Genomic DNA, 13252 nt, shown 5'->3' on the forward strand with positions numbered 1-13252 from the left:
GCCACGGCCACGGCCGCGGCGCCCGCCTGCAAGGATTCGCCAGTCAGGCTACCCTGTCGGCAATTTCCAGATCCGGGCCGGGGCCATACCCCTGCCCATGCCAGGAGTAGCCATGCCCCAACCCATCAAGATCGACTTCGTCTCCGACATTGCCTGCCCCTGGTGCGCCATCGGCCTGTCTTCGCTGCAACTGGCGTTGCAGCGCCTTGGCGATGCGGTGGATGCCGAGATCGTCGTGCATCCGTTTGAACTCAACCCGGGGATGCGCCCGGAGGGCGAGGCGATCGTCGACTATCTCGGCAGGAAGTACGGGCGCACCCCGGCGCAGATCGCAGAGACCCAGGCCATGATCCGCGAGCGCGGCGCCGGCGTGGGCTTTCCGTTTGGCGAGCGCACCCATGTCTACAACACCTTCGACGCCCACCGGCTGCTGCATTGGGCGGGCCTGGAAGGCAAGCAGCTGCCGCTGAAGCTGGCGCTGCTGCGCGCTTACCATGCCGATGGCAAGGACCCGAGCAATCACGAGGTGCTGGTCGAAGCCGCGCAGGCCGTTGGCCTGGATGCCGCGGCGGCGCGCAAGGTGCTGGACAGCGATGACTATGCCGATGCGGTGCGCGCGGAAATCCAGGAGTACCAGCGCATGGGCATCCAGTCGGTGCCATCGATCATCTTCAACAACCGCTACCTGGTCACCGGCGGGCAGCCGGTGGAGGCTTTCGAGCAGGCCATCCGTGAGATCGTTGCCGAGGCGCAGCAGCAGCCCGCGAACGGGTGAACCAGCCTCGATCGCAGGGCGACACCTCAGTCGCCCTGCCGACGTTCCTCCCAGGACTCAAGGCATGACCGGCGGATGGTAAGGCAGCGTCGTGGCGAACGCCCACAGCATCAGCAGCACCAGCGGCGTGTGCACCAGCAACTGCGTGAAGGTGAAGCCGACCACATCCTTGGCCCGGATTCCCAGCACGCCGAGCAGCGGCAGCATCCAGAAGGGATTGATCAGGTTTGGCAGCGCCTCGGCCGCGTTGTAGACCTGTACCGCCCATCCCAGGTGGACCTGCAGTTCATTGGCGGCCTGCATCACGTACGGAGCCTCGATGATCCACTTGCCGCCGCCCGACGGCACGAAGAACCCCAGCACGGCCGAATACACGCCCATGACCGCGGAGAACGATTCGGTGGTCGCCATCGAAACAAAGGCCGACGCGAGATGATGGGATAGCGTGGCACCGTCGACTCCGGTCGCTTTGGTCAGGATAAAGGCGATACCACCATACAGCGGAAACTGGATCAGCACGCCTGAGGTCGACGGCACCGACCTGGCCACCGCGCGCAGGAAGCGCTTCGGGCGCCAGTTCAGCAACATGCCGAGCAGCAGAAACAGGAAGTTGTAGGTGTTCAGGTTGGAGATGGCGAGGATCGGGTCCTTTGCGGAAAACTCCTGATAGAGCCAGCTTGCACCCATCGCTACCAGCGCCAGCGTCAGTAGCGGGCTGTATTCCAGCCACTCGCCAGGGCGCGACGGCCGCGCGACGCCTTCGTCGGCATCGTTGAGGTCGACACCCATATCGGCGGCAGTGCGGGCCCGCTCCTCGGTGGGCGCAGAATGGTACGCGATCAGCAGTGACGCGACAATCAGCACGGCGGTCATCACCATCGATTGCCACAGAAAGATCGTTTCAGCGAACGGGATCACCCCGGTGATATCAAGCAGCGACTTCGGCAGGCTGGCAGGATTTGCCTGTAGCTGCGCGGCAGAGGAACTGAGCCCTAGCGCCCACGTTGCGCCCATCCCCAGATAAGCCGCCGCGCTCGCCGCCCGATAATCCACGCGCAAGCCCCCACGCTGGGCAATCGCACGCACCAGCAAGCCGCTGAAGATCAGGCTGATGGCCCAGTTGAGCAGCGACGTCAGCAGGCTCACCAGCGCCACGAACGCGACCGCGCCGCGGGCCGTACGCGGCAGCGATGCCAGCCGCGCGATCAGCATCGACGCCGGCGGCGAGACCGCCACCACATAGCCGGCGATCGCCACGACGGCCATCTGCATCGTGAACGGGATCAGGCTCCAGAAGCCGTCACCGAATGCCTTCGCCACGGCCGGTGCCGGCGCCCCGACCAGCATGGCGCCGAGCGCCACCACCACGACGGCGATCGCGGCAAAGATGTAGGAATCCGGAAACCAGCGCTCTGACCAGTTCGTCACCTGTATGGCCAGGCTCTCCAGGCCGCCTTGCTGCGGCTTGCCGGCATCGGCAAATGCCATCCTCGTTGTCTCTTTCATGCTGAACTCCTTGGCAGTTTCCTTGATCGTTCTAGTTGTTTGCCACGGCTTCGAAACACATCGCCGCGGCGGCAAGATCTTCCAGGGCGGTACCGACAGCCTTGAAGACCGTAATCTCATCGTCTGAAACTCTTCCTGCGTGCTGGGCCCGGCAGAGACCGGCAAGGTCGCTACGGATATCTTCCCGGGCGATCACGCCATTGCCGAGCGGGGACAGCAGGTCGCCCGCCTTGGTTGCCGCCTCGTCCGTATCGACAAATACAGAGGTGCCCGCAAAGCAAGCGTCATCGGTTTCACGCATCGCTGGCGTAAAGCCACCGATCAGGTCGACATGGGTGCCGGGACGAAGGTATTCGCGACGGATCAGCGGCTCGGTCGAAAGCGTCGCCGCGCTGATGACGTCCACGGCGCAGGTGTCCGTCTCGAGCCTGTCCACCACGTATGCGTCGAAGCCATCGCTGCAAAGCTGTTCGGCCAGCCGGCGGCCCTGGGCAGGGTTGATGTCCCACACCCCGACCCGCTCGATCTGCCGAACGCTGCGCCAGGCATACGGCACCAGGCTGGCCACCCGGCCGGCGCCCAGCAAGAGCATGGATCTGGCGTCCTTGCGGCTGAGAAAGGAGGCGCCGAGCGCAGACGCGGCCGCTGTGCGCCGGGACGTGATCTCGTTGCCGTCGATCAGCGCCAGTGGCTTGCCGGTCTCCACGCTGTAGAGGATGTAGGTCGAGAACAGTCCCGGCAGCGAGCGCCCGGCGTTGCCGGGATAGATCGAGACGGTCTTGACGCCCAGGTATCCCTGCGGCGGGCTCCAGGCCGGCATCAGCAGCAGCGTCCCCTGCTGGCCCTGCGCGGTGGTGACGGTATGGTTATGCCGCAGCGGCACCTCGCAGCCAGAGGCGAACGCTTCCTTGAGTGCATCAACAAGCCGGTCAAACGGGAGCGACGCGCGCGCTCTCTCTGCATCGATATTCAGCATGGTGTTATCGGGTCAGAAGTAGAAAGGGAATCAGGCATCGATTACCAGGTCACTGGCCGGCACGGCCTGGCACGCGAGACAAACACCGGGGTCATCGGGTACCTCGCCTTGCAAGTGGTGCGCCGACCCGGAAACGATCCTGACGGCACAGCTTTCGCATTGCCCGACGCGGCACCCGCTGGGCAAGCGCACGCCACGCGCCTCGGCAAAGCCGAGCAGAGCGCCGTCCTCGGAACGCCATTGGTGGACGACCCCCGACCTGCGGAAATGCACCTGGAATGCCTGTCCGTGCTCGATCTTCGCGACAGCCGGAGAGCGAAAGATCTCCTTGTGGATATCGAAGTGCGGCACGCCTCTGGCGGCCATGCCCTCGGCGAAGGCAGTCATCATCGGAACCGGGCCGCACATGTAGATCAGCGGGCGCAAGGCGAGCAGCGCTTGCGGGACCGCGTCGGCGGATACGCGCCCATGCACGTGGAAGTCGCGCCCCGCGATGTCCCCGTCAGCCGGCGCATCGTAGAAATTGACCACGGACAGCGTGGGGATCGCCGCTTCCAGTTCGCGAATCCTGCGCTTGAAGGCGTGCGTCGCACCGTTCTGGTTGGCATAGAGCAGCAGGATCCTGGGCGGCTCCGTCTGGCCGGCCAATGACTCCAGCAAGTTGATGAAAGGCGTGATGCCGATGCCGCCGGCAAGCAGCACAAGGGGCCGCGCGGTACGGGTCGGCATGACAAAGGTGCCGCCGGGCGCGCGCAGTTCGACAACGTCGCCGACTGCGAGCTGTTGGTTGATGAACGATGAGGCGCGGCCGGACACCAGTTCACCATTGGCGAGCCGCGCCACTGCCTGTCGCACCGAGATCGAATAGCACTGACGGTCAGCCATGATCGCGGGTCCGGTCAGCGAGTAGGACCGGATCACCTCCTGCCGCGCGCCGCCGATGAACAACCGGATGGTCGCGTGCTGGCCCGGCAGAAAATCGGGCAGGCGGCCGCCATCGATGGGCGCCATGTACACCGATGTGACATCGGCGGCTTCCTTGCGCAACGCCACCACGCGGAACGCGCGGAAGCCTTCCCACGGCCGGCGCCGGATATCGAAAGCGGCTTCGCGCTCGATGCTGCAGCGATAGGCGCGCAACGGCGACGAACCGCTGACCGGGTCCTGGCGCTGGGCATCGATCAGCCCGTTGAAGTTGACACTGTCCGCGCCACGCACGGCGAGCGGTGCTTGCCCCATCGCGTCGCAGCGTTGCCACCAGCCGTACTCGCCCACCAGCACGGCGGGATGCAGGCCCGGATCGATGCGTGCCGTGAACAGTGCACTGCCGCCCGGCGTCGAGACGCGCACGGGGTCGCCGCTGCGGATGTCCCGTGCCGCGGCGGCTTCCCTGGAGATGTCGAGCCGCGGCAGCATCGCCTTGCGCCGCAAAGACGCGACACCGCGCTGCTGGCTGTGGCAGTAGTAGCCATTCTTTGCCGACGTCAACACATAGGGGAACGCAGATTGCGCGGTATCTCCCTGTTCAACCGAAGTTTCCTGGTAGCCGGGCAAAGGCGAATAGCCATGCGCGAGCAGCCGTTCGGAGTACAGCTCGACCAGGCCTGTCGGCGTATTGAAAGGCCTGGCGGATTTGCCCATTCGGTAATTCATCTCGGTGTCCTCGACCGGGATGCGTACCCCTTCCGGCTTGCGGCGAAGCGCTGCCACGGTCAACCTCATCGGCGCGAGCATGTAGTCCCAGCCGGCTTCCAGACTTGCGCCGAAGAAGGCTTCCTGCAGCCCGATGCGCGCCGCCAGCGCAAACACGATTTCGTTGTCTGAGCGCGCCTCGCCGCGCGGCGGGACCATGCGCTGGCGCAACTGCACCAACTGCTCAGCCTCGGCAGAAACCTCGAAGCCGATGCGCAGCCCCTCGCGTTCCCATGGCGTGCTCACGGGCAGCAGGATGTCCGCATACTTTGCGCTCGGGTTCTCGAACAGATCGCAATGCACGTAGAACGGCAGTGCGCGCAGTGCCTGCTCACCCATTGCCACATCCGGCTGCGAGAGCAGCGGATTCGTGCCGAACGCGATCAGCGTCGTCACCGCATAGGGCTTCTTGTCGGTGATGGCGCGATACAGGTCGCGCGCGGTGATCCAGCCCTGCGCGGGCGGCCCCAGCGGGCGTTCGGACAATCCCAAGGCCTTGCGCCTCTGCTCCGGGCTAAGCAGGTCCAGGCGGCTCACCGCATTGAACGGCGGCTTCTGGTAAATGCGGTTGCCACCGCGCCGGTCGAAGCTGCCTGTCAGCGTGTAGAGGCAGGCAATCGCACGCTCGGTCTGCGTGGCGTTCTCATGCTGGCCGACGCCGGACCAGGCGTGATAGGCAACGCGCCGTGCCGCGCCGATCATGTTCGCGGCATGGCGGATATCGCCCTCCGGAATCCACGTCAGCCGGGCCGCGCGATCGGCGGGATAGCGCGCGCATTCCGCCGCATAGAGCTCGAACGCCGGTTGGCACAGCAGCGTGGCCTGGTCATGGCGATCGGCAACGGTCACCTCAAAGGTTCCGCGCAGCGCGATGCGGTTGGGATCATGACACTGGCCGCCCGCCGGCATGGCCGTGTGCTGGTGGGCGTCCCAGACGACAAAGGCGTCTGCCTGCCCGAGACCGATGTCGCGCCCGCGCAGCAAGGCGCCATTGTCCTTGCGTACCAGCAGCGGACCGTTGGTCCATTGCCGCACGAAATCGGTATCGAAGGCATTGGCCTCGATCAGCAGGTTGGCCAATGCCATGGCCAGCACGGCGTCGCTGCCAGGTTTCACGCGCAGCCATTGATCAGCTTCTTCCGCCAGCCCGGTCTGCCGCGGGTCGACCACGATCAGCCTGGCGCCGGCGGCCCGTCCGGCGCCGATGGCCTCTGCCTGCGACAGCCACGTGTTGGCGGGATTGTGTCCCCACAGAAGGATCAGTTCGGCATTGCGGTAATCCGCCGTCGGCATCCCGCAGCCGAAGGTAAAGGCATGCGCGAAGTCCTTGTGCCAGTTGCAGATCTCGGTCGCGTAGCAGATGTTGGGGCTGCCATAGAGGCGGACGAAACGCTCGATCCAGTCGATGCTATCCGACAGCGCCGTGCCACTGGGTGTGGTCACGGCGAAGGCAACCGACTCCGCACCCAGCGTGGTGCGCGCCTCAATCAGGCGCGCCGCGATCTGAGCGAGCGCCTCCTCCCATGAAATGCGCACCCACCCTGGATCCGCTGCGTCTTTTGGGTTCGTCCTGCGCATCGGGTGCAACAGCCGCTCGGCGCTGTGCACGAGTTCGGGCGCTGCCTTTCCCTTGAGGCACATCGCTTTGCCCGTGGGGTGTTCGCCATCCGGGCGGACCGCAACGAGGATGTCTTCCTTCACGACATTGATCGTTCCGCAGCGGGAACGACACAGCGTGCAAAAACCCTTCTTTTCGACTTCGCTCATCGCCACTTCCAGCAACTTGTATTCGTGCTGGATGCTAGCTAGCATGGGGCGATATAGCTAATTCATAGTTCTGACATTGCAATATCGGAAAAATCGATGCTCCCAACCTTGAAACAGATACAGCACTTTGTGGCAATTGCTGAGACGGGCCAGGTGTCGCGAGCGGCGCAACGCTGCAATGTTTCGCAATCGTCCATGACTGCCTCACTCAAGGGATTGGAAGACGTCGTAGGCGCCCCGCTGTTCTCCCGGCACGCAGCCGGCGTAAAGCTGACCGCGGCCGGCATCCGCTTCCTGCGGCATGCCCAGCAGATCGAGGCGGCGGTACGGGATGCCGTCAGCGCTGCGTCGGTGACCCCCAGCACGGTAGCAGGCGCCATCCGCCTCGGTGTCACCGAGACCATCACGGCGTACGTGCTGCCCAAGCTGCTGCCGGCGCTTGAACAAAAGTTTCCGCTACTCGAGCTCGAAATCTTGGAAAGGCCTCGCGGCGATATCGAGGCCGATATCCAGGCCGGCAAGCTCGACCTGGCATTGCTGCTGGTTTCCAACCTGCCGGAGATGCATCACATCGGCTGCGAAACCCTGCTTCGGTCGCCGCGGCAACTCTGGGGCCATCCTGACCATCCCCTGATGCAGCTCGAGCAGATCAGCCTGACGGACGTGGCGCGGCACGACTACATACTGCTCGACATGGACGAGCATATTGCCACCGTGATCAAGTACTGGGGGCAGTACGGGCTCACGCCGAGCGTCCGCCTGCAAAGCTGCTCGATCGAAGCCGTCCGCAGCCTGGTAGCGGCGGGACGCGGCGTCTCCATCCTGTCCGATCTGGTCTACCGGCCGTGGTCACTGGAGGGCCAGCGCATCCTGCGCCGCAGCCTTTCCGACCGGGTCCCATCCATGGATGTCGGCCTGATCTGGAGACTCGATCCAGGACCTGACGAGCACACGCATGCGCTGCGGGAGTTCCTGAGGATCGCGCTGCTGGAGACCATGCGTTAGACGTGTTGGCAATAAAATGCGGCCCGCCGCGTACCCCCGGCGGGCCAAGCACTGCTTCTCGTTAAACTGGACTTCAGCGCACCGCCGTCTTCATCCGCGCCGGCACCGCATCCGCCGCCAGCGGCGTACGATTCGCCAGCCCCAGCACCACCTGCCAGGCAAACGACACCGCGCCGACGATAAACACCACGTCGCCGAAGGTGCGCACCCAGCGCAGGGTCTGCAGGATGGGCTGCTGCATGAAGGCCTCGCTGCGCGCATACCAGGTGCCATGCTCGACGCTGGCCAGGAACTGGATGATGCCGATCGGCAGCAGGCTGGTGCCGATCATCAGCACCAGGCCGAGGTTCAGCCCCCAGAAGGCGGTCTTCATCAGCGTTGGGCTGAGCCGGTAGGCCGGGCGCACGTAGCGCAGCACCAGCAGCGTGAAGCCCAGCGCCAGGAACCCGTACACCCCGAACAGCGCGGCATGGGCATGCACTGGCGTGGTGTTCTGTCCCTGGATGTAGTACAGCGCGATCGGCGGGTTGATCATGAAGCCGAACACCCCGGCGCCCAGCATGTTCCAGAACGCCACCGCGACAAAGCACATCAGCGGCCACTTCAGGTCTGCCATCCACGGCGCGCGCCGCTTCAGGCTCCAGTTCTCCCAGGCCTCATGGCCCAGCACGATCAGCGGCACCACTTCCAGCGCGCTGAAGGCGGCGCCCACTGCCATCACGGGCGTGGTGGTGCCGGCAAAGTACAGGTGGTGGAAGGTGCCGGGAATCCCGCCCAGCATGAACAGCGAGGCCGAGGCCAGGCTGGCGGCCGTTGCCATCGGGCGCGACACCAGGCCCAGCGTGGAGAAGATGAAGGCCAGCGCGGTGGTGGCAAAAACTTCGAAGAACCCTTCCACCCACAGGTGCACCACCCACCAGCGCCAGTACTCCATCACCGTCAGGCTGGTGCGTTCGCCGTAGGCCAGGCCCGCGCCGTAGAACAGGCCGATTGCCACCACCGACGAGGTCAGCAGCGCCAGCAGGTTGCGGTCGGTGCCGCGCGCGCGCAGCGCCGGCAGGATGCCGCGCATCATCAGCACCAGCCAGATCAGGATGCCGGCGAACTTGCCGATCTGCCACAGCCGGCCCAGGTCGACATACTCATAGCCCTGGTGGCCCAGCCAGAAGTTCAGGTGGGCAGGCAGCTTCTGCGCGATCGCCAGGTAGTTGCCGGTGAACGATCCCACCACCACGACCACCAGTGCCCAGAACAGGACTTCGACGCCCAGGCGCTGGTACTTCGGGTCCTTGCCGCCGTTGATCAGCGGCGCGAGGAACAGGCCCGCGGCCAGGAAGCCGGTGGCGATCCAGAACAGCGCGCTCTGGATATGCCAGGTGCGCACCAGTGCGTAGGGGAACCACTGCGAGACGTCGATGCCGTAGAACTTCTGGCCTTCGACGGTGTAGTGCGCGGTAAAGCCGCCCAGGAACACCTGGAACACGAATAACGCCACCACCAGGAACAGGTACTTGCCGAGCGCGCGCTGCGACGGCGTCAGCGCCACGGCCAGCAGCGGATCGCGTGCCGGCGCCTGCGGCGGCGCGTCTTCCTTGCCGCGCAGGAAGGCCCATGCCCATACCAGGAAGCCGACCCCGGCCAGCAGCACCACCACGCTGATTACCGACCACACCACGTTCTCGCTGGTGGGCTGGTTGCCGATCAGCGGCTCGTGCGGCCAATTGTTGGTGTAGGTGGCTTCGTGCCCCGGGCGCGCGGTCGATGCGGCCCACGCGGTCCAGAAGAAGAAGTGCGTGAGTTGTTCGCGGCGCTCGGCGCTGGGCAGCGTGTTCTCCTTCATCGCGTAGTGCTCGCGCGTGGTGTGCAGCGCCGGCGCGTCGGAGAAGAGCTGGTCGTAGTAGGCGGCGGTGTCGGCAATGGCCTGCGCGCGGCGCTTCGACACGGTCAGCACGTTGGTGGCCGGATCGGTGGCATTGCCGCGGTACTCGGTGCGCAGCTGCTCGCGCAGCGCGGCCTGCGCCGGCGCGTCGAGTTGCGCATAGGGCCGGCCGTTGGCGTCCTGCGCGGCCAGCTCCAGCCACGCGCTCAGTTCGCGGTGCAGCCAGTCGGCGGTCCAGTCCGGCGCCTGGTAGGCGCCGTGGCCCCAGATGGAGCCCAGCTGCATGCCGCCCACGGATTGCCAGGCGGTCTGGCCGTCCAGGATCTCTTCACCGGTGAAGAGCGTGCGGCCCTCGGTCGTGACGACCTTGGCCGGCATTGGCGGGGCCTGCCGGTACACCTCGACGCCGTAGTAGCCGAGCAGGGAGAACGTGACCGCCAGCACGGCGATCAGCAGGAACCAGAGTCTGCGGTAGGAACCCATGATGCGAAGTCGTTGGTTATGGTGGCGGGAGGGCTCAGGCGTGCGTCGAGCAACCGCAGCCAGTGGCTTGCGCGGCGGCGGTGGCGACCTCGAACAGCACGTTGTTTTCCAGGTGGATGTGTTCCATCAGGTCTTCGCGCAGCGTGCGCAGGCCCAGGTAGAGCGCGCGCCAGGTATTGCAGGCCGCGCGCGGCAACGTGATGTCGTTGGTCAGCGCCGCCAGCCGCTGCAACGCCACGCCGTGGTCGTCATGCTCGGCGCGCATCACCGTGATCGGCCGGCCCGCGGCGGCATGCAGGCCGCGCGACAACATCGGGAACAGCACCTGCTCTTCCTTCTGCATATGCGTTTCCAGCTCGCCCAGCATCTCGCTCAGGTGGTCGGCCAGGCCAAGCGGGCAATCGGGCCGGTCACCGTGCACCTGCTCGACGCGCCGCGCCAGGCGGATCAGCTCGGGCAACTGCTCGCGGTGGCGCGCATGGAAGCGCGTGAGGATATGTTCGATCAGCTCGGCCGGCGCCGCCGTGTTCCAGTCCTGTGCCGACGACCCTTCGTCCTGCAGCGCGCGCAGTTGGGCGTCGATGGTGCCGACGGCAGCCGCATCGAGACCCTTTTGCTGCGCGGCGTCGCGCAGGGTCTGCTTGCCTCCGCAGCAGAAGTCCAGCCCGTAGCCGTGGAAGATCCGGGTGGCACCAGGGATCAGGCGGGCCAGTTGTCCAAGCGAGTGGTCCTGCAAGGTCATGATGGTTGCTCCATGTGTAAGTTATGCCTGCACGACTTACGCGAGGAGCGTGCCTGAAAAAAACCTATCCAGATCAATGGGTTGAAACACTGACGGTAATTAATACCCTATACTTCTCGCGGTACTTATCACCCTTACGGTATTTTTAACCATGCTACCGAGCGCGATGTATCCCGAGTTGCTGGCCGACCTTGTCACCGACCTGCCGCATGCGGTGCGCCTGCAGCGGCTGGTCAGCATGCTGCGCACGCATTTCCGCTGTGGCGCGGTGGCGCTGCTGCGGCTGGAAGAAGACCACCTGCGCCCCGTTGCGGTCGATGGCCTGGTGCGCGATGCGCTGGGCCGGCGCTTTGCGGTCGGCCTGCACCCGCGCCTGGCCGCGATCCTGGCGCGGCGCGGGGTGACCTGCTTCCATCACGACAGCATGCTGCCCGACCCATACGACGGCCTGATCGACGAGCACGTTGGCGAGCCGCTGCCGGTGCACGACTGCATGGGCACCAGCCTGGCCGTGGACGGCCAGCCCTGGGGCGCGCTGACGCTGGATGCGCTGGCGATCGGCACCTTCGATGCCGCGGCCCAGGCCGAGCTGCAGCGGCTGACGGTGATCGTGGAAGCGGCCATCCGCACCACCCGGCTGGAAGGCGAGATCCGCGCGCTGCAGCTGGCACGCGGCACGCCCGAGGCCGACGAAGGCACGGCCCAGCATGGCGACATCGGCGGCGAGATCATCGGCCAGAGCGAGGCCATCGCCAACCTGCTGCATGAGCTGGAGGTGGTGGCCGATACCGACCTGCCGGTACTGCTGCTGGGCGAGACCGGCGTGGGCAAGGAGCTGTTCGCGCACCGGCTGCACCGCCAGTCGCGCCGGCGCGCGCAGCCGCTGGTGCATGTCAACTGCGCGGCGCTGCCGGAGTCGCTGGCTGAAAGCGAGCTGTTCGGCCACGCGCGCGGCGCGTTCTCGGGCGCGACCGGCGAGCGCCCGGGACGCTTCGAGGCCGCCGACGGCGGCACCCTCTTCCTCGATGAAGTCGGCGAACTGCCGCTGGCGATCCAGGCCAAGCTGCTGCGCACGCTGCAGAACGGCGAGATCCAGCGGCTGGGCTCGGACCGCCCACGCCGCGTCAACGTGCGCGTGATTGCCGCGACCAACCGCAACCTGCGCGAGCATGTGCGCGACGGCTCGTTCCGCGCCGACCTGTACCACCGCCTGTCGGTCTACCCGATCCCGATCCCGCCGCTGCGCGAGCGCGGCAACGACGTGCTGCTGCTGGCCGGGCGCTTCCTGGAGCTGAACCGCGCGCGCCTGGGGCTGCGCAGCCTGCGGCTGTCAGGCGGTGCGCAGGATGCGCTGCGCAGCTACCGCTGGCCCGGCAACGTGCGCGAGCTGGAACACGTGATCAGCCGCGCGGCGCTGCGTGCCGTCAGCCGTGGCGCGGGCCGCAATGACATCGTGACGCTGGAGCCTGAACTGCTCGACCTCGACGGACTGGAAGTGCCCGCGGCACACCATGCCGGCGCCGGCATGGCCAGCGCGTTCGCCGCCCCGGCGCTTGCTGCAGGCATCACCCTGCGCGACGCGGTCGAGCAAACCCAGCGCGCCTGCATCGAACAGGCATTGAAGGACCAGGGTGGCAATTGGGCGCAGGCAGCGCGCCAGCTGGGTATCGATGCCAGCAACCTGCACAAGCTGGCCAGGCGGCTGGGGTGCAAGTGACTGACACACTCGGGTGCCAGGATGCAGACATGGCGATGCGCGCCATTACCGCATAAGCTAGTCCGGGTGTGCCGCCCGCATGTCGGCATCGCCGTGTGCAGCAACTGCCGCCCCGCTGCGCGCACGCCCACCACCGGAGATTCCCGTGATGATGACCGCAATGCAAACCTTCTGGCCGCTCGGCTTCCGGCCGTTTCCCACCTTCTTCTCCGGCGCGCAGCAGGTCGAGGCCATGCAGGCCGACCTGGCGGACAACTGGCGCCGCATGGCCGAACTCAACCTGGAGTTCGCCCGCACCATGTATGAGGAGTTGCAGTTCGATGCCATGGGCGCGATCCTCGCGCCGGAGCCAGAGGCCTTCTATGCGCGCGAGATTGCCTGCGAGCTGCCGCTGATCGGCGGCCCGCTGCACTATGCATCGGCCATGCTGGAGCTGTACGCCCGGGCCCAGCAGAAGTGGATCGATGGCTGGGGCCACCTGCTGACGCGGGGCCTGATGCCTGACTGGCAAGACATGCAAAAGGACGTCACCGACGTCCCCTTCTGGCTGGTCCGCGAAACCCCGCGGCCGGCATGACCCGGCCGCCCCCGCCTTGCGCCGTCGCGGCGATCATCCCGATCGGTTCGCCCGGCGCCAGGTAGTGGCGCGCGCGCACCCCTTGCCTGCCACCTGTTGCATCGGCGCACCCACTGCCAAGCCAGCCGCGCAG

At 66.2% G+C, this 13252-nt stretch carries 9 protein-coding genes; 4 read left to right on the forward strand and 5 right to left on the reverse strand.

The genetic code is table 11. The annotated features are described in order from the left end of the window. Positions 1 to 112 precede the first annotated feature (112 nt). Positions 113 to 775, forward strand: coding sequence for a DsbA family oxidoreductase (locus C265_RS19390; protein WP_010810636.1), 663 nt, complete (start codon positions 113 to 115; stop codon positions 773 to 775). 57 nt (positions 776 to 832) lie between these two features. Here the strand turns inward: C265_RS19390 and C265_RS19395 are convergent, their stop codons facing one another. Genes C265_RS19395 through C265_RS19405 form a run of 3 tightly spaced genes read right to left on the reverse strand, consistent with a single transcriptional unit; the run spans position 833 to position 6716 of the window. Further along, positions 833 to 2281, reverse strand: a complete 1449-nt coding sequence (locus tag C265_RS19395; RefSeq protein ID WP_037024712.1) for a short-chain fatty acid transporter — start codon at positions 2279 to 2281, stop codon at positions 833 to 835. Positions 2282 to 2312: 31 nt separating this feature from the next. Continuing rightward, on the reverse strand, positions 2313 to 3257 hold the full coding sequence (locus C265_RS19400) for an ornithine cyclodeaminase family protein (protein WP_010810638.1): 945 nt from the start codon (positions 3255 to 3257) through the stop codon (positions 2313 to 2315). Between the two features lie 30 nt (positions 3258 to 3287). Continuing rightward, positions 3288 to 6716: a molybdopterin-dependent oxidoreductase gene (locus C265_RS19405; protein ID WP_037024798.1), complete on the reverse strand. Its 3429-nt coding sequence runs from the start codon at positions 6714 to 6716 to the stop codon at positions 3288 to 3290. A 96-nt stretch (positions 6717 to 6812) separates the two neighbouring features. On the opposite strand from C265_RS19405, the gene C265_RS19410 reads away from it, so the two are divergent. Further along, complete coding sequence (locus tag C265_RS19410) at positions 6813 to 7721, forward strand: LysR family transcriptional regulator (RefSeq protein ID WP_037024715.1); 909 nt, start codon at positions 6813 to 6815, stop codon at positions 7719 to 7721. Positions 7722 to 7794: 73 nt separating this feature from the next. Here the strand turns inward: C265_RS19410 and C265_RS19415 are convergent, their stop codons facing one another. Continuing rightward, positions 7795 to 10083 (reverse strand): nitric-oxide reductase large subunit, encoded by a 2289-nt coding sequence (locus C265_RS19415; protein ID WP_010810641.1) that lies wholly within the window; start codon positions 10081 to 10083, stop codon positions 7795 to 7797. Positions 10084 to 10117: 34 nt separating this feature from the next. Further along, on the reverse strand, positions 10118 to 10825 hold the full coding sequence (gene ytfE / locus C265_RS19420) for an iron-sulfur cluster repair protein YtfE (RefSeq protein WP_010810642.1): 708 nt from the start codon (positions 10823 to 10825) through the stop codon (positions 10118 to 10120). Positions 10826 to 10976: 151 nt separating this feature from the next. Between ytfE and norR the strand changes: the two genes are divergently transcribed. Both norR and C265_RS19430 read left to right on the forward strand, forming a co-directional pair. Then, positions 10977 to 12542 (forward strand): nitric oxide reductase transcriptional regulator NorR, encoded by a 1566-nt coding sequence (gene norR / locus C265_RS19425; protein ID WP_011617790.1) that lies wholly within the window; start codon positions 10977 to 10979, stop codon positions 12540 to 12542. A gap of 148 nt (positions 12543 to 12690) precedes the next feature. Then, on the forward strand, positions 12691 to 13119 hold the full coding sequence (locus tag C265_RS19430) for a polyhydroxyalkanoate granule-associated phasin (protein ID WP_010810644.1): 429 nt from the start codon (positions 12691 to 12693) through the stop codon (positions 13117 to 13119). The last annotated feature ends 133 nt before the right edge of the window (positions 13120 to 13252 follow it).

Origin of the sequence: Cupriavidus sp. GA3-3 (assembly GCF_000389805.1) — a bacterium.
Taxonomy (GTDB): domain Bacteria; phylum Pseudomonadota; class Gammaproteobacteria; order Burkholderiales; family Burkholderiaceae; genus Cupriavidus; species Cupriavidus necator_D.

What these genes read in the sequence shown, in the direction of transcription:
- C265_RS19415 (WP_010810641.1), bottom strand. Translation starts at nt 10,083, where the DNA reads ATGGGTTCCTACCGCAGACTCTGGTTCCTGCTGATCGCCGTGCTGGCG.
- C265_RS19405 (WP_037024798.1), bottom strand. Translation starts at nt 6,716, where the DNA reads ATGAGCGAAGTCGAAAAGAAGGGTTTTTGCACGCTGTGTCGTTCCCGC.
- ytfE (WP_010810642.1), bottom strand. Translation starts at nt 10,825, where the DNA reads ATGACCTTGCAGGACCACTCGCTTGGACAACTGGCCCGCCTGATCCCT.
- C265_RS19430 (WP_010810644.1), top strand. Translation starts at nt 12,691, where the DNA reads ATGATGACCGCAATGCAAACCTTCTGGCCGCTCGGCTTCCGGCCGTTT.
- C265_RS19390 (WP_010810636.1), top strand. Translation starts at nt 113, where the DNA reads ATGCCCCAACCCATCAAGATCGACTTCGTCTCCGACATTGCCTGCCCC.
- norR (WP_011617790.1), top strand. Translation starts at nt 10,977, where the DNA reads ATGCTACCGAGCGCGATGTATCCCGAGTTGCTGGCCGACCTTGTCACC.
- C265_RS19410 (WP_037024715.1), top strand. Translation starts at nt 6,813, where the DNA reads ATGCTCCCAACCTTGAAACAGATACAGCACTTTGTGGCAATTGCTGAG.
- C265_RS19400 (WP_010810638.1), bottom strand. Translation starts at nt 3,257, where the DNA reads ATGCTGAATATCGATGCAGAGAGAGCGCGCGCGTCGCTCCCGTTTGAC.
- C265_RS19395 (WP_037024712.1), bottom strand. Translation starts at nt 2,281, where the DNA reads ATGAAAGAGACAACGAGGATGGCATTTGCCGATGCCGGCAAGCCGCAG.